The following is a 22,028-nucleotide window of genomic DNA, read 5'->3' as shown; positions in this document are numbered from 1 at the left end:
ACCCGGCCAAGCGTCGGGTCTATTTTTGAGTAGCGAGCATTCAGCGAGGGCAACCGAATGGCTGCAAAGCCCCGCATTCCCGTCATAACCTAAGACACGGATATGCTCCCGCAGCGAAGGTCTGGAATGCGGGCTGCGAACGCGGCATTTCGACCCTCGGTCGAGTGACCAGTTTGGGCCGTCCTCGCCGGTCCTTCCTGCCTAGCCCTCGCAGATGCTGCGCCGCCTCCGAGGTCCGGAACGAGCCCAAAGCGGAATTGCTTTGCCACGAACATTGGCAGCTAAAGAAACGCAAGTGACTAACTCCGCGGATATGAAGGTGACCGTTTGCTGAATGCGCGACAGGTATTTGAGCATTACCTTTTTAGTTGTGCGTGTATGCCTGTACCTGTGCTTTCTATTCATTAAGGCTTTTCAAAATCTGACGAATGGGCTGACAGAAGCAACCCACCGAGCTAACTTCATTGCAAAGAGGAGGGGTGAATGGGAAGACGTCTCACGACGGTATTGGCCGCCGACATTGTGGGGTATTCCGCGCTGATGGATCAGGACCGTACTGGCACAGTCGCTGCATTAAAGACCTTCCGCGAGGACACGTTTCTCCCGATCGTGGAAGATACCAATGGTTCACTGATCAAAAGCATGGGCGACGGCTGGATCGTCGAGTTTCAATCACCATCTGAAGCAGCAGCTTGCGCGATTGCAGTTCAGTCCGCCCACAAACCTGACCACATCAAACTGCGCATCGGGGTTCACACAGGGGAAGTGGTAACCGATGGCGATGACATTTTCGGCGACGGCATCAATGTTGCGGCGCGTCTGGAGGCTCTCGCGAAGCCGGGACAAGTGCTCTTTTCAGATATGTCACATAACAGCCTTGACCGTAACGATGCGGGATTATTCGACGGCGGAGAGCAAACCGAACTGAAAAACATCACGCGGCATGTTGGAATCTGGTGTTGGCCAAAGGGTACGAAAGCCAATCTCGCGATCAAAGCGGATGTGAGGCCGGGAATCGCAGTGCTCCCATTCGACAATATGTCGGGTGATCCGGAGCAGGAGTTCTTTGCCGATGGCATAACGGAAGACATCATAACTGAGCTATCTCGGTTTCGTTGGTTGATGGTCGTCGCACGAAACTCTTCTTTTGCTTATAAGGGGAAAAGCACGGACATCCGCGACGTGGGCCGCGACTTAGGGGTTCGGTATGTACTGGAAGGCTCCGTTCGGCGTTCCGGGCAGCGCGTCCGCATCACGGGACAGCTCATAGATACCGAAAATGGGAGTCATTTGTGGGCGGACCGCTTTGACGGTGTGCTCGACGACATCTTTGATCTTCAAGATCAAGTCACCGAAGACGTAGTTACAGCTATTGAACCATCGGTGCGGCACGCTGAAACAAATCGTGCGCGTGCAAAACCCACCAAGGACTTACAGGCATACGAGCTCTACCTCCGAGCTTTATCACATTTCCACTTGCTGACTGACCAAGACAACATAGAGGCAATACGACTGACAAAACTGGCTTTGGATCGAGATCCGGAATACGCCTCCGCAGCGGGCTTGCTAGCATGGCTTCATATCCAACGTCTTGTGCAAGGTTTGGAACCTGTAGATCAGGGACCCAAGTCAGCTGTCGCGGCCGCAGAGCAGGTGCTGCGGAGCGATCGCGCGGACGGCATTGCAAAGGCTTATGCCGCGCATTCAATCTCTATGCTGGCACAAGACCTGTCCCGCGCGCGGACAGCCTTTAAGGAAGCATTGTCGGAAAATCCCAACGCGGCGACGGTCCACATGCTCGCCGCTGCAAATCTTTATTTGCTGAATCGCCCTGACAAGGCGCTGGAACATGCAGTCCGGTCTGTCGAACTCAGCCCGGGTGATCCATTGCGGCACGCCGCTTTCATGGGACAGGGTGCCGCCTTGTTTCACTTGGGACGTTATGAGGAAGCCGCGCAGGCCTGTCGCGAAGCCTTGTCTGTGCGTGCAACCTTCCTGATGAGCCACCTGATGCTGATTGCCTCGCTCGCTGAGCTCGATGACATAGATGCGGCAAAAACAGCGGCTGTCAAATTGAACGAAATCGCTCCGAATGCGGCTTCGATAACCGAGACAACACGTTTACCATTATTCTCTATTCCAACCTGCGCTGATCGCTGGCGCAGCGGGTGGAAAAAAGCAGGGTTGCAAGTGTGAAGGCAAACGGCACCCCCCCGGTTCCGACAACCATGCATTCGGTAAAGGATATTTCGCCTTTGTCTTGAAAATCAGTCGCTGACCAAAACTCTGCCTGGCTGGCCCTCCTCATGGACACGGAACACCAAAATGGTTGCCCCTTCGTCCCCTGAGCGAGCGGTGTGCACTTTTTTCAACGGAACGACGCCTACGTCACCTGAAAAAGCTTCTTGTTCGCCTTCGCCGTCTAGGATGAGGGTGGCTTCGATCTAGGATCGACCAGCAGCAAGGTCGTGTTAAGGTTTCCTTACGAGGAAGGTTTAGGTGCTTACGCAGTTCCTGCACCAGGAGAACTACAATCCGACAATCACCCTTATTACTGGACCACTCAGCTTTGGGAGAGACCTAACGGCCACTTCAGCTTGTGTGCATCGACTGAGTCTGAAAGGCGAAACCACTTGAAAGTGGCATTCCTGAACAAGACCAAAAAAGAGACTTCAGGATTGGTTGCCGAAGAGGTCGACGTATCCGCATATCTTGCCTTGATGATACGTCATGCGTTGGGGTGGTTGTGGGAAAAACTGGGGCGTAGTCTCAGCGAAAAAAGCATCGGTTTGACCGCGAACTTTGGATTTCCGACAGAATCTGGAGGTAGTTCACCGCAGTTAGAAAGATTTCAGAATTGCGTTGGTGCCGCTCTTAGGGTCGCACTTTCGGAGGCGCCAATTTGTAGAGCCGTCGTCGAAAGGGAGCTTGAAGATTCCAGCCTTTCAAATCGAAAAGTGAGCGTCCCGACCTTGATCGTTCCAGAGTTCATTGGCGCAGTCATGGGGTATTTTCATTCTGCCCAAAAACATAACGGCCAGTTCATGATCTGTGACTTTGGAGGTCTCACCATTGACGCTGTCAGCTTTGGTTTTTACCAGCGTGATGACGGTAGTTCGCTGGTGAAGATTTACGGGAGCGCGGTCAAACCGTTTGGGGCAGAAGTCGCAAGGATCGCTGTCAGCGAGGGAGTTCCGGCCAATAAGCTGGCAACAGCCATCGGCAGCTTTGTTTGCGATCCCCTCCGGGATTCTTACAAGAAGACGGGATACAATGCATCCGCATGGGGAGGAACGATGCCCCTGTTTGTCATTGGTGGAGGAAGACACTGCTCCGAATTCCAAGGAACGTTTTCAGAAGCGCAGAGGCTCATAAAGAATGCCGTGTTCAATACCACATTTGCCAAGCAAGACTTGGACTTGGATGAAGAGCTAGATGTGTCTCTGGCCAATGGGCGAAGTTGCGGTCGACTAATGGTTGCTTGGGGCCTATCCCATTCTGATCTGGACTTGCCCGAATGGATCACCCGAGGCGAGGTGATAGATGCTCCCAAACGGAAAAGAAGGAACGTCCAGGATTTCTTTATTGGCAACGAGCAAATGTAGGAACTCAGTCGACTACGAGTGAATTTTTTCGTCAGGAAAATAGGCCGAAACCTCCCTAGGAGCTTCCGAAGCCGAAGTATCCGCGGCGCCAGAATGCATCCCCCTTGAGTTCATCGTAAAACCCTAGGACTTCATTCCCCCATAGCCTGGATGCAAATGATGCAGCCGCCCGATCAACTTTGACGGTTTTGAACCCAACTCTACCTCCAGTGCCTTGGACAACCTCAGTAGGTGGCATCTTCCGCGATATGGAGCCGCCAGTTTGAAACAGATCTCCTCTGCCCATCCCGATCATACCACTGCCGCCCTTGCGGCGCTTTGGGCCAATGCGTTTATTGCTCATATGTCCTTTTTCTTCTTAGTTTTGGTTTCTAATAGCATTAAACGTTCGACGTCACGACTGATATCCTAGGGCTTCAAACTCCTCTTTAAGAGTGGCTGGATCGTGGTTTTTAGCTATCCTGAAAACTGCATCTTCAATTTCGAGTTCAACTCGCTCAAGGCGCTCGAAGTGTGTCAGGCCATCGTCGCCCCCGTCTGAGGTGGCAACAATTAGGAGATCCTCTTCACCGTCGCGCAGAGTTGACACCACGTTCTTACAATGTGGGCGAATAACAGGTCGGTAATTGTCTTCAAAAAGCCTATGAGCGTCCTCGTTCATAACCCAGATCAGCTCGTCCACAACGGAAAATTCTTTCTTCTCGCCTGAGTAAGGCCAAGGGAAATAGTCTCCTGTGAGATCTTGAAACGGCACTTTCCGCATACGCCAAAGCACACCGAATGCGAGATCGTTGATCTTTTCCCCTCCTACCCTTTGGATAATGTCGAAATAGAAATCCGCGTCTTCTTGAGTGTTGTAATTTGCCACGGTTTACCCCTGCCTTGATCTGCCCAACTTTGCTTCGGACATGTTTCTGATAATGCGCGAAAAATGCCGAAGCATCTTTCGTAAGTTTCGCTCAATTGTGAACATGTCTAATCCCGCATAAGATGTTGCTATGAAACAAGAAGCGCAAGAACGATGGTTGGTCTCCAAAATAACCGGTTGGTCCGCCGCTACTTTGAAATGAACCACACTGTGACCGCTTGAAACCTACGCGCAATACCAGACTGCATCGGGCGCTCACTGGCAGCGTCCAACGCGGTTTTCGATATGCGACAGCACTTAAGTAGAAACGCTCGCCCTGAGCGCTCTCAGCGCTTGGTTGCTCGACCACCATTCCACCATGGCTACAGGAGTTTTGGAACACCCGAACGTGGGGGCGCCAGAATGCATCCCCTTCATTATTCGGAGGGAAACCTAGGACTTCGATATTGTAGGGATCTGGCGAACGGGCTTGAGCGAAGCGCTGAGCCATTCCTCGCCCACTTGCGTGATTGGGTTCGCTGTTTGCAGCTCTGCACCCATCAGACAGGTCCAGCTGTTGCTGGTCTCCATTTTTTCAAACCCGAATTGTCTCTTCGACCCACGCTTTGGCCGACCACAACAGAGCCAATAACTATGACTGCTCCTATGGACTGGGTGAGGCTAAGCGTTTGTCCCAAGTATACCCAGCCGAGCACGACAGCTGTAACAGGACTCATCATGCCGAGCATCGAAACTGCACTGGGGTCCAGGCGCGCTATGCCACGAAACCAAAGAGCATAGGTTGCTGCAGCACCTATCAAACCAAGCCAGATAAGGCCGGCGACATTTGTCGCGCTGAGCGCATGGAGAGGTGGCTCAACGAACAATGCAATTGGCAGCAGTATCAAACCACCGGCTGTTAATTGCCACGCTGTGAAACTAAGCGCCGAGACCGGAGGTTGCCATTTCCTACTGAGAACAGTCCCAGCAGCCATTGACGCGGCTCCTCCCAAACCCGCTGCTATACCGATCCAATCAAGTTGTGCTTCTGGCCCGCTCAGCAGCAGAGACACACCCATTACGCCAGTCGCGGCGGCACCGAGTGCACCAAGTCGTATTGGGGTTCCCAGCCATCCCCACGCCATCAAAATCACGATCATTGTTTGCAACGATCCTAGGGTGGCGGCCACACCACCGGGTAACCTATACGCAGCAACGAAGAGGAGCACCCAGAACAGAGCGAAATTGAGGCTGCCTAAGACGAAAGTTCGACCGAGCCATTCGCGTGGTGGAACGCAGCGCGTCACTGCAAGCAACAACAAGCCAGCAGGCAAAGCTCGTAACGCAGCCAGGGTAATCGGATAGCCAGCCGGGAGCGCTTCCGTAGTTACCAGGTAGGTGCTTCCCCATACCGCTGGGGCGAGTGAGGTGAGAAGAATATCGGTTAAGCGTGACATTGTATGTCTCCCGGCTGAAGCGTTTGAGAATTTGAGTGAGACGACAGAGCAGCGCGGGTTAAGCTGCTTCCGCTTGCAGGTTTGATCCAGCGAGGCACGCGGCAATCCTTGCAACATGAGCGCCCTGGAACCGCGCTCCCGCTAGGTCAGTTTCGGTAGGTGTGCGGGAACCATCAGCACCGGCGATCGTTCCGGCACCATATGGTGCGCCGCCAATGATTTCTTCTGATGTAGTCTGGCCAGAAAATGTGTAGGGCATTCCGGCAATCAGCATCCCAAAGTGTTGAAGCGGGACTTGCGTTGTCAGAAGGGTCGCCTCGTGCCCACCGTGTTGCGAACCTGTTGATGCAAAGACCGCCCCGACTTTTCCAACCAGAGCATTCCTGGCCCAAAGCCCTCCGGTCTGGTCAAGGAAGGACTTCATTTGGCCAGCCATCATGCCAAATCGGGTCGGTGTTCCTAAAATTATTGCATCATAGTTTTCCAGATCTGCCGGCAAGGCGATTGGCGTATCATCCACTACATAGCCAGCCTGTTGGCGGACTTCCTCAGGGACAGTTTCGGGCACACGCCGAACGTCAACTTTGTTGCCGGGAACACTTCTGGCGCCTTCAGCTTCGGCATCGGCCAATGTGCGGACGTGGCCATAGCTTGAATAATAGAGAACGAGAATACGTGACATAGGATACCTCTCAGGGCTGTGACTTGTTCCCTGAGAGAATGGAATTTGTGGCGCCGCCAATTAAGTCACGCTCTTTGACATCACTCTTTACCTGTATTGAATAATGTCAGGACCTGAGAGCCAGACGCAGATGATCAAGAAAGGCTGTAACCTTTGCGTCCATTCCCAAGCGAGATGCTGTAACGGCGAATACTTCCGGCGCGGGCAATTCGTGGTCAGGAAGAACTCTCACTAAGGTTCCGCTGGCTTCAGGAGCATCAGAGACGAACTCGGGCAGAGTTCCGATACCTTGCCCCGCTATCAGCAGATCCCGCAAAACGAGGCTGTTGCCGACACGCACGCGCGGATCAAGCTCTAGTGCTGTGACACCGTTGGTGGCCGAAAGCTTCCAGCTCGTCAAATGATCAGCAAGCAAAAAGCCGATGATAGCGTGGTTTTTCAGATCCGCCGGCTGGGTCGGCGTCCCGCATCGCTCCAAATAGTCAGGAGACGCAAAAATCCGCTGTCGCATCACGCCGATCCGTCGCGCAACAAGGGCCGAATCCGGCATCGCGGCTCGGATTCGTATCGACAGATCGAACCCGCCCTCGACCATATCGATCACCTTATCGTCCATCGAAAGGGTAAATCGCAGATCTGGATAGGTTTCTAAGAACTCTGGAAGCATCGGTGCAATAACGGTTTGGCCGAAGGAACTTGACGCATTCACCCGAAGGTGCCCACGCACCGCTTTGGAACCATCTCTGATGGTCTGCTCCGTTTTTTCGACCGCGTCGAGAATTCCAATCGCATCTTGGTAGTAGAGACTGCCGGTGTCAGTCAGTGACATAGATCGGGTCGTTCTGGTGAGAAGAACGGTTCCCAGACTTTCCTCCAGAAGCTTGATTTCTCTACTGAGAAGCGCAGGAGAAACACCAAGGTCTTCCGCCGCACGAGCAAAGCTGCCGCGTTCAACGATACGGCGAAAAGCTTGCATGACTGACAGTTTGTCCAACTTCAGGCCCCCGATCAGTTTTTTGAGCCGCCCAGTTGGGCGTAACGAACAGCAAGTTATTCGACCGCGCCACTGGTGCGAAGGGGCGACACGCCTGGGTTGCTGGTGTTGATTTCCGGGCGGTTGCCAGAAAACAATCATCACTCTATTTTCGATCAGGGTAGGAGTTAGGGGCAATGGCAAAATCTAAGAATCCGCATAAACCGAAAAACGTTCCAAGCCGGTCGAACAATGAAAAGTCGGATCGCCCTGTCGAGAGCAGGCTTATACCGGTTAGCGACGCTGTTAGTGAGCCAACTCGACAGGAAAGACTTATGGCGATTGCAAAAGATGCGGAACGACGCCTCAAGGGTTCAATGAAGCTACTCTCTTGAAGTCGCAATGCGAACTTCCAACGGAATAACAGCACATACAATCAAAGTGCAGCCTTCAATACGCTTCACCGCAAGTTACAAGCTTCCCAATGAGCACTTAGAAGCAACGGAGCATACAAAAGGTCTGGTAAACACAAGCGCAAATTGGGCTCCGCCCCTGGATACTCCCTCCTACGTTTCCCTTGCGATCGATCTATCACCTTACCTGTGCGTGCTCTCTATAGGGGCTTTCTCTCACACCTCTTCTCTCTAGGCACATACGCTCTCTTAGGTGTGTTCTCTCTAGGTGCATCTATTTCCTGTCTATGAGCAATCGTCGGTATTCGATCTCCGGAGTAGCTCAATAGCTTTGCTGGCCTGATCGGGTGTGTTTGCTCTCTATGAGGTTTATGCTCAGGCGCTCTCTACGCTGGCCTGAGTTGCATCCGTTCTCTTACGTGTGTCAGGTGTCGTCTGGCCTGTGTTTCGTCGCTCTGTGCGCTTTTCTGGCCTTGGTTCGGATGTGTGTTTTCCGAGAACCGTTGTTTTTATGGGTTTGTCTGGTTCAAAGGTTTACATTTTGCTCTGAAAAACTGGTTTTCGGGTGAAATCTGTCAACTTAAGGTAAACTTAGTGTAAACCTTTGGCCTGATTTTGGGGTGTTTTGAGAGGTGAAAGGTTTACATTCCGTTGATCCCGGGAGGGTGGATGTAAACCTTTGTCAACCTTATGCAACCATTGAGGAGTGCGAGGAATCCACATTGCGAAGAGCAATTTGAAACGCACCTTCTCTTTTGTCTGTAATCCGGTAGCTATCAAGGAGACACTAAAAGAGAAAATTTGGCGAGCAATGATAACGAACGGTCAGGTGGACATTTCGCGCTTTCTTGAGCGCTGTGTATCGATTGACCTGGAAGTGGATCCTAAATCCGCTCGGATATTCGCATTGGCTGCCACAACGAACGATGACTCCCGACCAGCCCTCGTCGAAAAAAGCAGCTCCGCCTCAGCACTGTCGCAACTCGACACATATTGTAAAGGTTTCGACAGTGTCATCGGCCACAACATCTTGCACCACGACCTGCCCCACCTGGCCGCTGCTGCGCCCCGCTTTGCCGCCTTGGCAGAGGCACCAATCGACACACTCTGGCTCAATCCTTTGGCCTTCCCGCGCAACCCCTATCACCATTTAGTCAAACACTATCAAGACGGACGGTTGCAAACGGGTCATGTCAACGATCCCGAAAAGGATGCACGTCTGGTCTTCGAGGTTCTGCAAAACCAGATCGAGGCGTTCGCCAAGCTAAACACCACGACCCCAGATGCGCTGACAGCCTATCATTTCCTTGCCACACGCCCCCCACGCAGCGGAGGGTTTGACGCTCTTTTTACTGCTGTGCGATGCACTAGCAGACCCAATAAACAAGAAGCTTTTGACGCCGTTCGCCACCTTTTGGCTGGACAAGTCTGCTTGCATCGGCTCGAACAGACTCTTAGCCGGATGGAAAACCCGAACCTTGCCTGGCCTTTGGCCTATGCCTTGTCGTGGATTTCTGTTGCTGGCGGCGACAGCGTCATGCCTCCCTGGGTTCGCATGCAATTTCGCGAAGCTTCTCTGATTGTGCGTCACTTGCGAGAGGCTGCTTGTAACGATGACTCTTGCCAATGGTGTGTCGAACACAACGATCCTAAAAGGGCGCTAGATCGCTGGTTCGGCTTTCCGTCCTTCCGACCCGAACCCGTGGACGAATTCGGTCAACCCTTGCAGGAACGCATTGTAGCTGAGGCGATGGCAGGCAAAAGCGTTCTGGGCATCCTTCCAACCGGAACTGGCAAGTCAGTCTGCTATCAGATTCCAGCCCTTTCACGGTTCGACAAGACCGGTGCGCTAACCGTCGTTATCTCACCGCTAGTCGCACTCATGGCCGATCAGGTGCAGGGCCTGGCGAGAGCCGGTATATCTTCCGCCGTCACGATCAACGGCCTTCTGTCGCTGCCTGAACGTCACGACGCTCTGGACAAAGTGCGCATGGGTGATGCTGCGATCTTGATGATTTCACCCGAACAGCTTCGCAACAAGTCAGTTCGCAGCGCTCTGGCACAACGCGAAATTGGCCTTTGGGTGCTAGACGAAGCACATTGCATCTCAAAATGGGGCCATGATTTTAGGCCCGACTACCGCTACGTCAGCCGCTTCATCAAAGAAAACTCCGGCGATGCCCCCGCTCCGATACTTTGCCTTACCGCCACTGCCAAACCCGAGGTAGTGCGCGATATAAGAGAGCATTTCAAAACACGACTGGATCAGGATCTGATCCTGCTGGACGGTGGTGCGTCGCGCACGAACCTTTCTTTTTCGGTGCGTGAAACCCAGCGCGCGACGAAACTCGCAGATATTCTGAACGCGATCGAGCAGGGCTTGCCCGCCTCTGGCGTCTCCGGAGCCGTTGTCTATTGCGCGACCCGAGGTGCGACAGAACGCGTGGCCGAATTCCTGAAACAACAGGGTGTCAGCGCCGAACGTTTCCACGCTGGCCTACCTCCCGAAGAAAAGCACGAGATTCAAGAACAATTCCGGACCGGCGAATTGCGCGTGATTGCTGCGACCAACGCCTTTGGCATGGGCATCGACAAACCTGACATCCGCCTAGTAGTCCACGGCGACGTGCCAGGCTCGTTGGAGAACTACTTACAAGAGGCAGGACGCGCGGGACGCGACCGCGACCCCGCTAGCTGCGTGTTATTGTTCAACATAGAGGACGTTGAACGCCAATTCAGCCTTTCGGCCCGCTCCCGCCTTGCACGGCATGAAATAGGTGCCATCCTTAAAGCGCTACGTCGCTTGGATATGCGCACTCGAGACGAAGGTAAGATCGTCGCCACTCCGGGCGAGATCGTGAGAGAAGAAAAAGACTTTGAATTCCAGCGTGACAACAACACTGAAGACACGCGCGTAAAGACCGCCGTTGCTTGGCTGGAGGAAGCGAGTCTGTTGCGGCGTGAAGAAAACAGCGTGCAGGTCTTCCCCGCCTCCCTACTCGTGCGCGATGTGGATACCGCCGCCACCTTGTTGGATAAGGCAGACATCACGGGCGCTCGGCGCAAGCAACTGCTGGCGATAGTGCGCCATATCGTAAACACACCAGTGGGAGAAGGTGTTTCCACCGACGAATTAGCAGGAACTAGCGGGCTCTCCTCCGCTGAATTGCGCAAGGCGCTGACCGATCTGGAGGCGATTGGAATTGCCAGCGACGACACCAATATAACCATTTTTGTGCACTATGGCGTGACCGACGCATCGCAAGCCCGGCTGGATCGGGCAGCGCGACTAGAAGAAGACCTAATCGCCGTGATGCGCGAAATGGCCCCAGATGCCGATCAGGCTGAACCGATTCCGTTCAACCTTTCCATTGCCTGTCAGGAGTTGCAACAGCGCGGCCATGGCGAGGTGCGTCCGTATCTGGTGGAGACCCTTCTGCGCGGTATGGCACAGGATGGACGTGATACGGAGGGAGGGCGTGGCAACCTTTCTCTGCGTAAATCAGTGCGCGGTAGCATCCTTGTGCGACTTCAACAGTCTTGGCGCTTTGTCGCTCAAACCGCCGAGTTGCGCCATCAGGGTGCACAACGCCTGCTGGCGCATCTTCTGACCCTCGTGCCGAAAGGCACACACGGCAAGGACATTCAGGTCGAGACCACTCTGGGAGCGATGCTGTCCACGATTACCGGCGATACGCTTTTGCGCACCAGTATCAAAGACCCAAACCGCTTAATGGACCGATCACTTTTGTGGATGCATGAACAGCAGGTGGTTACGCTGGGACGCGGACTGTCCATCTTTCGCCCTGCCATAACGGTGCATCTTGGCTCCAAAGGAGGTGGTTTCACCGTCCAGCATTTCGCACCACTCGAGGAACACTATGACGAACAAACCATTCAAACCCATGTGATGGCAGCCTACGCGGAAAAAGGACTGGAAAACATTGAGACAGCGCAGCGCTTGTCCGACGACTATTTCGTGCTGGAGCAAGACGCCTTCATGCGCCGATGGATGCCGGGGCGCGGGACCGAATTCCGGCGTCAGGCCACTGGCGCCACCTATAAGGCAATTGTCGACAACCTGGGCAATCCGGTGCAGCAAAAAATTGTGCGTGACAACCGGGGACAAACCAACGTCCTTGTGCTGGCAGGACCAGGCTCGGGCAAAACACGAGTCCTGGTTCATCGCATCGCTTATCTGCTGCGCATCAAACGCGAGGATCCCCGCGGTATCCTCGTGCTGGCCTACAACCGTCACGCAGCCGCTGAAATACGTGAACGCGTTCGCCGGTTAGTTGGAGATGACTCAACCTTAGTAACCGTCTCAACGGTGCATTCACTGGCTATGCGCCTGGTCGGAGCTAGTTTCGCGGGCATTCAAACAGCCGACATCCCCGATTTCAAAGGTCTATTGCAAAAGGCTGCGGCACTGCTTCGGGGTGACGGTCTAAGCAAGCAAGAGGCCGAAGCGCTGCGTGAAACACTGATACAGGGGTATCGCTGGATTTTAGTGGATGAATATCAGGATATCGGTCCAGATGAATACGCGCTGATCGCTGCTGTGGCAGGGAGAACTCTGGATGATCCCGATCTGCGACTCAGTCTCTTTGCCGTGGGTGATGACGACCAGAACATTTATGCCTTCTCCGGTGCATCGATCCGCTACATCCGCCAGTTTGAACAGGACTACGCAGCAAAACCGGTTTTCTTAACCGAGAACTACCGCTCTACCGGTCATATCGTCGCCACCGCCAATGCCGTGATCGCTGGGGCAGCTGCGCGTATGAAACTTGGCCATGATATTGCCGTAGATCAGGCCCGGACGAAGGCTGACGCCGGTGGATCTCTGGCCAAATTGGATCCAGTAGCACAAGGCCGTGTGCAGATCCTTGAGTGCCCCGCTGGTAATGAAGAGCAAGCTATGGCCGCACTAGACGAGTTGATCCGCCTCTCTCGTCTCGACCCCGATTGGACATGGTCACGCGCCGCGATTATCTCGCGCGATTGGCGAAAGCTGATACCGGTGCGCGATTTTGCCGAAAACCTCGGAATACCGGTTGAAATGGCTAACGAAAACATACCTAGCCTATGGCGGATGCGCGAGATGCAGACGTTTGTCAAAGCCCTACGCGAGACACCCTCAAAGCTTTACTCGATCAATCAGTTGACCGAAGTGCTGAACACACTTTCGCATTCGCGCTGGACCGATCGTATTGGTGAAGGACTGGGCCTACTGGCACGCGAGGTTGGGTCGCGCAGCCTGCCCGTCCCAGACATAGTCGAATGGTTCGCGGAATGGTCCCGTGATAGCTGGGATGAACAAAGAGGGTTAAAGCTGCTGACGGCCCACCGCGCAAAAGGCCTGGAATTTGACGATGTAGTTATACTCGATGGCGGGTGGGAGCGGCCCTCGCGATCCGAAGATCAGGACGCACCCCGTCGACTGTTCTATGTCGCTATGACACGTGCCCGCCGCAGCCTTGTAGTAATGAGCAACGACAACCATGAATACCTACCAACAGGAGCACCTTCAGTTCTCACCCGTAGCGTGAAGCCTGACATGAACGCGTTGCCTGGTCCCCGTCGCTTTTTTCAGGCGGCTGAGGCGCGGATGGTTGATCTTTCCTATGCTGGACGCCTGCATCCAGGCCATTCTTCTCTGAGTGCAGTTAATGCGGCACGCGTCGGTGATGCAGTGTTATTGGTAAAGGACGGCGACCGCTGGTTGCTACACAATGAAAAAGGGCAAGTGCTGAGCCGGATGTCCAAATCCTTCGCACCACCGCCAAATACCAGGTTTGATCGGGGTGAAGTCGCCGCTATCCTTACATGGCGGAAGGAAGACTCAGGTGAAGCCTTCCAGCACACTCTCCGCCGCGATGCATGGGAGGTGGTTTTGCCAGAGCTCGTTTTCGTGTCCGTCAACTAGGACATCACTTACAATTTTTTTTGTTTCCAGAGGGATCCGACGAAGCCCAGCACTTCACCCATCCCCACCACAGTAATGCTACGCATTTTCATCAAGCTCTCCGAGGCTCGCATAAGCGCCGCAACAGCTGCACTCGCCGTAGGGTCGGCTCAGGATCACTTCCGTTGCTCACGTCACGGAGGAACCGCAACCAGGCGCGCTCATTCAATGTCAGGACGTCTTTCTGGTCACACATGGCTCCTACCTCCCGAAGATAGTCTTGATCGCCGTCGCTGACCGACTGGTCAGCCGAGGATCCGTGTTGTTAGAGGCCTTGCGAATTGCTTTCAGCCAGCCAAGTTCATTCGACGTGACGGGTTCTCCGAACACCTCGACAACTGCCTCGGCTGCGGTCAGGCCGATCGACTGCTCAATTGCGAGGCGCATAAGGTAGGCGGCGTCGCATTCCAAAGCTTTCGCCAAAGCCGGGACGCGATCCAATGCCACCTTGGAACTACCCTGCTTGATCATCGTGATCATGTTCGGATTGACGTATCCCACCTGCGCCGCGATCTCGGCTTGGCTCTTGGTAGGTTTCAGTTCGAGCACCCTCCGTTCGACATACGTCGCCATCCGGGTGTCTCCATACGGTCTATTTGTCATCGCTATCCTCTCAGAAGTGATGCAGCACGCGCTGCATGTCTTTGATATAGCGACGATGAGAATGGGAAATTGCGGAGGGAAAAAATTAATCAACTAAAATGTTTAGCTGATTGGCAACAACTCATTCTAACTGGGTCCATCTATCCGGGCGGAAAAATTGCGGTCTTTTTTACCGTTCCATAGACAAAGCTGGTATCGATCGAGGCTATCCCACCGATAGGATGAATTCGGTGACGAATAAATTCCTCGTAGGCTTCCAGATCCGATACCAAAACCCGCAATTGGTAGTCCATTGCCCCGGTCAGCACGTGGCATTCAAGAACTTCATCGATCATCCGAACGCGTTTCTCGAAGTTCTGAACGTCCGTTTCGTTGTGTCGCTCCAACCTGATACGCACGAAGACGGTAATGGCCATCCCATACGCGGCAGCGTCAACGTCGGCGCTGTATCCCTTTATCACTCCATTGGCTTCTAGGTTTTTGACCCGGCGCAAACACGGTGAGGGAGACAAGTTCACCTCATCGGCAAGATCCTGGTTCGTCATGCGCCCGTCACGTTGCAGCGCTCGAATGATTTGCCTGTCCTTAGCGTCCACTTCGCCCTCATCCTTAGCAGAATCTGCCAATATGTATGCTCTAGTTGGTATAATTTGCAAACATTGGCCCAAAGTAAAGGCGCAAACTGGCTTCAACATGAATCAGGAGCTTGCAATGACTCGTTCAACCGGATTTGCCACGCGCGCTATTCACCACGCATATAACCCTCTGGAAAATGACGGTGCTCTGACACCACCGCTACATTTGACGTCCACGTTTACCTTTGAAACCGCAGAGGCTGGCGGAGAGATGTTCGCTGGAGAGCGTGAAGGTCATATCTACAGCCGTATTTCAAACCCCACATGCGACCTTCTTGAACAACGTATTGCCGTGCTTGAAGGAGCCGAGGCCGGGCTAGCTCTCTCAAGCGGCATGGGGGCGATTACGGCAGCGCTTTGGACCCTGCTGTCGCCAGGTGACGAAGTCATCGTGGACAAAACGCTCTATGGCTGCACCTTCGCCTTCATGCGTCACGGTTTGGCAAAATGGGGAGTCACGATCACACACGTCGACATGACAGACCCTGAGAATCTGAAAGCTACCGTTTCTGACAAAACCCGCGTTGTCTATTTCGAAACTCCTGCCAATCCGAATATGCGATTGGTGGACATCTCCGCGAGCGCCGAAATTGCGCATTCGGTCGGTGCAACGGTCGTCGTCGATAATACCTACGCTAGCCCGTATTTGACCCGCCCGATCGAGCACGGGGCAGATATCGTTCTGCACTCCGCCACCAAATACCTCGGTGGGCATGGCGATGTGGTTGCCGGTCTGGTTGTCGGGTCCGCCGAACAGATTGCTGAGATCCGCCTTGTTGGGATGAAGGACATGACCGGCGCGGTAATGGCGCCTTTCAACGCGATGCTGATCCTGCGTGGTCTGAAAACACTGAACCTGCGTCTGGATCGTCATTGTGATTCTGCCAAGGTCGTCGCGGACTTCCTTGAAGCGCATCCTGCCGTCGGTGAGGTTTATTTCCCCGGTCTTGAGAGCTTCGCACAGCACGATGTAGCGCAGCGACAGATGTCCCAACCGGGCGCTATGATAGCGTTCGAGATCAAATCCGGTCTGTCCGGAGGAATTGAATTCATGAACCGCTTGAATATGATCCAGCGTGCGGTGTCATTGGGCGACGCGGAAACACTGATCCAACACCCAGCGTCCATGACTCATTCGACGTATACCCCAGAAGAGCGTGCCGAGCATGGGATAAGCGATGGCCTGATCCGTCTGTCTGTCGGGCTAGAGGATGTCGAAGATATCCTTGCAGACCTAGAGCAGGCTTTGCCCTACCCTGCTCGCAGCGCCGCCTAAACCCGGAGACCACCATGCACATTGATCCCACCCAACTAAAGATCGTCGAACAGCGCCTGCTGTGGTTGTCTCATTGGATGATCCACCATGCCAACCATGTCCGACCAAAGGTGGATGGGATCAAGATTGGTGGCCATCAGGCTTCGTCTGCGTCGATGGTATCGATCATGACCGCGCTCTACTTCTCAGCCTTACGCCCTGAGGACCGGGTTGCAGTAAAACCGCATGCGTCGCCGGTGTTTCATGCGATGCAGTATCTCATGGGTAATCAGACCCGCGAGAAGATGGTGAATTTCCGCGGATTTGGCGGTGTGCAAAGTTATCCCAGCCGGACCAAGGACATTGACGATGTTGATTTCTCGACCGGGTCTGTAGGTTTAGGTGTCGCGATCACCTCGTTTGCCTCGATCATTCAGGACTACATCAAGGCCAAAAGCTGGGGTTCAGACGCCCCGATGGGGCGTATGGTGGCACTTGTTGGCGATGCCGAACTGGACGAAGGCAACGTCTATGAGGCGTTGCAGGAAGGCTGGAAAAACGACCTACGAAACACGTGGTGGATCATCGATTACAACCGACAGTCGCTGGACGGTATCGTCCGAGAAGGACTGTTCGAACGGATCGAGAAAATCTTCGATGCATTCAGTTGGGATGTCGTGCGCGTAAAATACGGAGTTCTTCAACGCGCGGCCTTTGAAGAGCCCGGCGGCAACCGCCTGCGTGATTGGATCGACGCTTGCCCCAACCAGGACTACTCGGCGTTGACATTCATGGGTGGTGCGAATTGGCGACAGCGTCTCATGGACGATCTGGGGGATCAGGGGGATGTGACTGCCTTGATTGAAAGGCGGACGGATGCAGAGCTTGCAGCCCTTATGGAGAACCTCGGCGGCAACTGCGTCGAGACCATGGCTCAGACATTTGCCGCCATCGATCATGATCGCCCGACATGCTTCCTGGCCTACACCGTCAAAGGATGGGGCACCCCTATTGCAGGCCACAAGGACAATCACGGCGGGCTGATGAACAACAGCCAATTCGTCGCATGGCAGTCGCATATGGGTGTGCCGAAGGGCGAAGAATGGGAGCCGCTCGCGACGGTGCAAGATCCAGACGCATTCAAAGATTTTCTGGCCAGCACCCCGTTCTTTGCCAAAGGTCCGCGCCGCTATTTTGATGACAAATTGGATGTGCCGCCAATCGAAATCGACACCAGTCGCGAAATCTCGACCCAGCTGGCGTTTGGCAAGATCCTTGACGATCTTTCAAAAGGCAACAGCCCATTGGCGGAGCGCATAGTGACGACCTCCCCAGATGTGACAGGCACAACAAGCCTTGGTCCTTGGGTGAACCGCCGCAAACTGTTCGCCCGATCCGAGCAAGCCGACGCCTTCATAGAACACCGGATCCCTTCGACGGCGAAATGGGAATTCACGCCGGACGGGCAGCATATCGAGCTTGGTATCGCCGAAATGAACCTCATGTTGCTTCTGGGAGCGGCGGGTCTGTCGCATTCCCTGTTCGGTAAGAGGCTGATCCCTGTTGGCACCGTTTATGATCCATTCGTGAGCCGCGGCCTAGATGCGTTAAATTACGCTTGCTATCAGGACGCGCGTTTCATGCTGGTTGGCACACCTTCCGGCGTCACACTCGCACCTGAAGGTGGAGCACATCAGTCCGTTGGAACACCACTCATCGGTATGAGCCAAGATGGGTTGGCCGCTTTTGAGCCCGCCTTTGCCGACGAGCTAGCGGTGATTATGGAATGGGCCTTCGACTACCTGCAGCGCGATGGCGAAGGGCAGCCCGACGAGCGCACATGGCTGCGCGATGAAACCGGAGGGTCTGTCTACCTGCGCCTGACCACCAACCCGATTGAACAGCCCGGCAAACGTGTCGACCAGGAGTTCCGCCAAGGTGCCATTGATGGGGCCTATTGGTTACGAAAACCCGGGCCCAATTGCGAAGTTGTAGTCGCCTATCAAGGAGCCGTCGCGCCGGAGGCAATCAAGGCCGCCGGTATGATTGGTGAAGGCCGTCGCGACATAGGTGTATTGGCCGTGACATCCGCAGATCGCCTGAATGCTGGATGGACCGCCGCTCAACGAGCGCGTTCTCGTGGCAATCGAGCGGCACGCTCCCACATCGAAACCCTGATGTCCGACCTTCCGCCACACTGCAAGCTTGTCACCGTTATCGATGGTCATCCTGCAACTCTATCCTGGCTTGGGGCAGTGCTGGGACATCAGACTATCCCAATGGGCGTCGAGCATTTTGGCCAGACCGGAACGATCGGCGATTTATATCGCCACCACTGCATTGACGCAGACGCTATCCTGGAGAAAGTGAATGGCCTGACCCATGGCAGAACTCTTCACCGTGCATAAGTGGGCCGGGTCTGCTCGCAATGAAACCGCAACGTTATCGCAGCGCTATCCGCCACTGAAGTGCAATGGTTGGCATTCAAAGCCCTTATTTTGTTTACTTTCACCCTGGGAACTCGCCTTCGGGAGGCAGGGGTCGGAGGTTCGAATCCTCTCACTCCGACCAATAAATCCAGACACTTAGCCCATGTTACGTTGCCCCCTATTCAGGGTCGTTCCGGATTTGATCCGGATTATACGGCTATTCGGGCGGGGTTCTTTGGAGAACAAGCCTTTAGAAACCGAAAAGCCGCTGACCGGGCTGGCACCCGCATCAACGGCCAAATCGAAAAGTCTATACGGAATGGATACCAGATCGCAGGCGTGATCGCAATCGCGGGAGGGACCGATGTCTGAGCTCCTGCCCTTCTGCAAGATTAAGCTGCAATACCTGCTGGAGATGGTCACCGACCATGAGCTGGACGACAACGCCCTGCGCGTGGCGCTCTACCTGGCGCTGGCGCATGCCGACCATGAGACCGGGGAAAGCCGCCCATCTTTTGAGACCATCGGCGCAGCCATTGGCAAACACGCCAAGTCGGTCAAGCGGGCGCTGAACAAGGTCGAGGCGGCGGGCTACATGACCGTGGAGCGCGGGACCAACAAGGGGAAATCGTCGCGCTACCGCCCGACCGGAGCGGCCCTGAAACGGGCAACTGAGCGCCGCCGGGAGGGGGACAAGGTTGTCCCGCTTAGTTGCTCCAAAGGGGGACAATACTGTCCGCAAAGCGGGACAGACCTGTCCGGTAAAGGGGGACAGGATCGCCCCCCGAATAGAGAACAAGAACTTAGAAAAGAACACGGGCGCGCGTCCGCGCCGGATTTGCCCAATGAAGGGCAATCCGGCGGGCCATGCACAAAACGAGCCCCGGACGGCAAGCACCTGGTCTTCGTCCCGAGGGGCATCTGCTTTGTCCGGGACTGGAACGAGAGGCTGGCCCGAGAGGGCATGACAACGCTGGAACGCAGCCTGTCCATGTCACCGCACGAACATCACCTGGGATACTGGCTTCCGGCACGGACACCTGCCCCGTTGGGCAGCGCTGAGTGGCAGGACCAGCTCCAGTTGCTCAGAGATTTGATCCGCGATACGTCAGAAAACGCGGAGCACCGCCATGCGATCTGAGCAAACAGCAAGGCGACCCGTGTCATACGCTGGCGCGGATGACACAGGACCTTGCGAGGGGCGGCAAGCCTCCCCTTCGAACCCCACCGGCGCGGGCAAAACCCCCGCCAAAGAGCCGTTGACTGAGACCTTCGTCTTCCGCTGTACCGCGTCCGAGAAGGCCGAGTTGCGCGCCAAGGCCGAGGCCGCAGGCCTGCCTGCCGCAACGCTCCTGCGTGAGGCGCTTAGCCTGACCGAGGCGCGCCGCCGCAAGCCCGTGCCACGCATTGACCCTGCGCTGGTGCTGGCGGTCGGGCGCATCGGCGGCAACCTCAACCAGATCGCCCGCTGGCTGAACCGCGCGATGCTGGTGGGCCGCACCGACCTCGACAGCCTTACCGTCGCTCGTCGCATACTGGTGATCGAACGCCAGCTCGCCCAGCTCCTCGAAGAGGCGCGGCGGTGCTGATCAAGTTCTTCCCCAATGGCAAGGGCGCAGGTGCTGGGCCGGTCGGCTACCTGGTGGCCGAGCGCGTGCTGGCCTATGACGGCAACCGCGACCTGGTCCGCGATGCCGATGGCCAGCCCCTGACCGTCACGCGCGATCCCTTGCCCGAAGTGCTGCGCGGCGATCCAAGCCGCACCGAGGCGTTGATCGACGCCAGTCGCCACCAATGGACCTACCGGGCGGGCGTGATCAGCTTTGCCGCCGGTGACGCGCCCGGCGAGGAACAGCAGGCCGAGGTCATGGATGCCTTCGAGCAGCTAGCCTTTGCCGGGCTGGATGGCGAGCAATACGACATGCTCTGGGTCCGTCACAGCCACGAGGATCGCGTCGAGCTGCACTTCTGCACCCCGCGCCTGGAGCTGACCAGCGGGCGCAGCCTCAACATCGCACCGCCGGGCTACCAGGATGCCTTCGACAGCCTGCGCGACCTGATGAACCAGCGCCACAACTGGGCCGATCCGATGGAACTGGAGCGTGCCCAAGAGGTGCGTGACACCATTGAGGCCCCGACCCGCGCCCATGGCCGCGATGAGCTGCATGCGTGGATCCTCGATCAGATTTCAATGGGTCTGATCGAGGACCGCGCCAGCATGATCGATGCGCTGGCCGATGCTGGCTTCGATCTGCCCCGCGTCGGCAAGGCCTACCTGACCGCCCAGGACCCCGAGACCGGCGAACGCTGGCGCCTGAAAGGAGTGATTTTCCATGAAGACTGGCAAGCCGATCCGGTTGAGCGAGAAACTGAACGCGGAGCTGGACACGATACGCCACGCATACGCCGCCTCGATGGCATCCCAGCTGGAGAGCTTCAGGACCGATTTGACGGCTATTGCGAGCAACGCGCGGCGTACCATCGAGAGCGATACGCGCCGCTTCCTGAACGAGAACAGGAGCTTGTTCGAGACACGAACCGCGCAGATCAGGCGCTGGCTGACGATCTCTCCTTGGATGATCTCAGGGCTGATCTTGACGGGGATCGCCTCGATGATGGTCGCGAGCTGGTTTTGGATGGCTTTGCTGACGCGCTCGGAGCTGACGGAACTGGGCCTGACGCGGATCGACCAGGGGGAACAGACCTGGCTGACGTTGGACCCGGACAGGACCGAGCTGAAGACCTGCACGATGGCTGGGACACCGGTCATTTGCATCAAGATCGAGGAGAGATGAATGACGACGCCCCTGACAGCCTTGGAGCGCGACTTGCTCGCCTGCGTCGAGCGGTTGGTGACGGCCTGCGAAACCTCAGCCGAGGAATTGAGCGGATTAGAGGCACGCTCAACGAAGAGGCTGCAAGCCCAATTGGATGGTATCGCGGCTTGCACGACGTTGCTCATACGCTCGCAGATCGCGTCAATGAGGGCGTTGCGTGGCTTGCTGAACGAAGAGGCCACTTACAACGCGCTGGACACGAAGTTGAACGAAAGCTTGAGCTTAGTGAAGGCCGCCGAAGAAAAGCTGAAGCAGAGCTGAACGAATTGCAGATCGAACGAGGCCACAGCCATGGTCTGGAACTTTAGCGAGGAAGGGAAACCA

14 protein-coding genes are annotated in these 22,028 nt (G+C 55.4%); 8 read left to right on the top strand and 6 right to left on the bottom strand.

The features are described 5' to 3' along the window. Nucleotides 1-483 precede the first annotated feature (483 nt). Nucleotides 484-2,196, top strand: a complete 1,713-nt coding sequence (locus tag AC2FIS_RS08045) for an adenylate/guanylate cyclase domain-containing protein (RefSeq protein ID WP_083445195.1) — start codon at nucleotides 484-486, stop codon at nucleotides 2,194-2,196. A gap of 437 nt (nucleotides 2,197-2,633) precedes the next feature. Then, nucleotides 2,634-3,605 carry a hypothetical protein gene (locus AC2FIS_RS08040; RefSeq protein ID WP_496772767.1) on the top strand — a complete coding sequence of 324 codons (972 nt, stop codon included), beginning with the start codon at nucleotides 2,634-2,636 and terminating at the stop codon, nucleotides 3,603-3,605. A 394-nt stretch (nucleotides 3,606-3,999) separates the two neighbouring features. Here the strand turns inward: AC2FIS_RS08040 and AC2FIS_RS08035 are convergent, their stop codons facing one another. The 4 genes from AC2FIS_RS08035 to AC2FIS_RS08020 all read right to left on the bottom strand — a co-directional run bounded on the left by AC2FIS_RS08035 (nucleotide 4,000) and on the right by AC2FIS_RS08020 (nucleotide 7,567). Continuing rightward, nucleotides 4,000-4,473, bottom strand: a complete 474-nt coding sequence (locus AC2FIS_RS08035) for a hypothetical protein (RefSeq protein ID WP_496668133.1) — start codon at nucleotides 4,471-4,473, stop codon at nucleotides 4,000-4,002. Between the two features lie 539 nt (nucleotides 4,474-5,012). After that, nucleotides 5,013-5,909, bottom strand: a complete 897-nt coding sequence (locus AC2FIS_RS08030) for an EamA family transporter (protein WP_496668135.1) — start codon at nucleotides 5,907-5,909, stop codon at nucleotides 5,013-5,015. A gap of 58 nt (nucleotides 5,910-5,967) precedes the next feature. Beyond that, complete coding sequence (wrbA, locus tag AC2FIS_RS08025) at nucleotides 5,968-6,591, bottom strand: NAD(P)H:quinone oxidoreductase (protein WP_496668137.1); 624 nt, start codon at nucleotides 6,589-6,591, stop codon at nucleotides 5,968-5,970. Nucleotides 6,592-6,697: 106 nt separating this feature from the next. Further along, entirely contained in the window at nucleotides 6,698-7,567 is an 870-nt protein-coding gene (locus AC2FIS_RS08020; RefSeq protein WP_496772766.1) for a LysR family transcriptional regulator, read from the bottom strand. Nucleotides 7,568-8,788: 1,221 nt separating this feature from the next. Here AC2FIS_RS08020 and AC2FIS_RS08015 point away from each other — a divergent pair. After that, on the top strand, nucleotides 8,789-13,906 hold the full coding sequence (locus tag AC2FIS_RS08015) for a RecQ family ATP-dependent DNA helicase (protein ID WP_496721568.1): 5,118 nt from the start codon (nucleotides 8,789-8,791) through the stop codon (nucleotides 13,904-13,906). A gap of 240 nt (nucleotides 13,907-14,146) precedes the next feature. On the opposite strand, the gene AC2FIS_RS08010 is transcribed toward AC2FIS_RS08015, so the two are convergent. Further along, on the bottom strand, nucleotides 14,147-14,548 hold the full coding sequence (locus AC2FIS_RS08010; protein WP_171711823.1) for a helix-turn-helix domain-containing protein: 402 nt from the start codon (nucleotides 14,546-14,548) through the stop codon (nucleotides 14,147-14,149). Between the two features lie 140 nt (nucleotides 14,549-14,688). Continuing rightward, the gene (locus tag AC2FIS_RS08005; RefSeq protein WP_170423874.1) at nucleotides 14,689-15,144 is read right to left on the bottom strand and encodes an Lrp/AsnC family transcriptional regulator; all 456 of its coding nucleotides are present in this window, start codon (nucleotides 15,142-15,144) and stop codon (nucleotides 14,689-14,691) included. A 115-nt stretch (nucleotides 15,145-15,259) separates the two neighbouring features. Here AC2FIS_RS08005 and AC2FIS_RS08000 point away from each other — a divergent pair, with 115 nt between their 5' ends. The 5 genes from AC2FIS_RS08000 (at nucleotide 15,260) to AC2FIS_RS07980 (ending at nucleotide 22,012) form a co-directional block, all read left to right on the top strand. Continuing rightward, nucleotides 15,260-16,459 carry a methionine gamma-lyase gene (locus tag AC2FIS_RS08000; RefSeq protein ID WP_496721567.1) on the top strand — a complete coding sequence of 400 codons (1,200 nt, stop codon included), beginning with the start codon at nucleotides 15,260-15,262 and terminating at the stop codon, nucleotides 16,457-16,459. Between the two features lie 14 nt (nucleotides 16,460-16,473). Next, complete coding sequence (locus AC2FIS_RS07995) at nucleotides 16,474-18,846, top strand: thiamine pyrophosphate-binding protein (protein WP_496772765.1); 2,373 nt, start codon at nucleotides 16,474-16,476, stop codon at nucleotides 18,844-18,846. Between the two features lie 385 nt (nucleotides 18,847-19,231). Then, a complete protein-coding gene (locus tag AC2FIS_RS07990; RefSeq protein WP_496772764.1) occupies nucleotides 19,232-20,008 on the top strand; it encodes a helix-turn-helix domain-containing protein in 777 nt (258 codons plus the stop codon). Continuing rightward, nucleotides 19,998-20,456 (top strand): plasmid mobilization protein, encoded by a 459-nt coding sequence (locus AC2FIS_RS07985; RefSeq protein ID WP_496772763.1) that lies wholly within the window; start codon nucleotides 19,998-20,000, stop codon nucleotides 20,454-20,456. Before AC2FIS_RS07990 ends, AC2FIS_RS07985 begins: the two co-directional genes overlap by 11 nt. Next, nucleotides 20,450-22,012: a relaxase family protein gene (locus tag AC2FIS_RS07980; RefSeq protein ID WP_496772762.1), complete on the top strand. Its 1,563-nt coding sequence runs from the start codon at nucleotides 20,450-20,452 to the stop codon at nucleotides 22,010-22,012. The genes AC2FIS_RS07985 and AC2FIS_RS07980 overlap by 7 nt, the downstream gene beginning before the upstream one ends. Nucleotides 22,013-22,028: the final 16 nt, after the last annotated feature.

The organism is Ruegeria sp. CDSB113, assembly GCF_059611045.1.
This window is presented reverse-complemented; position numbering and strand designations above follow the sequence as displayed.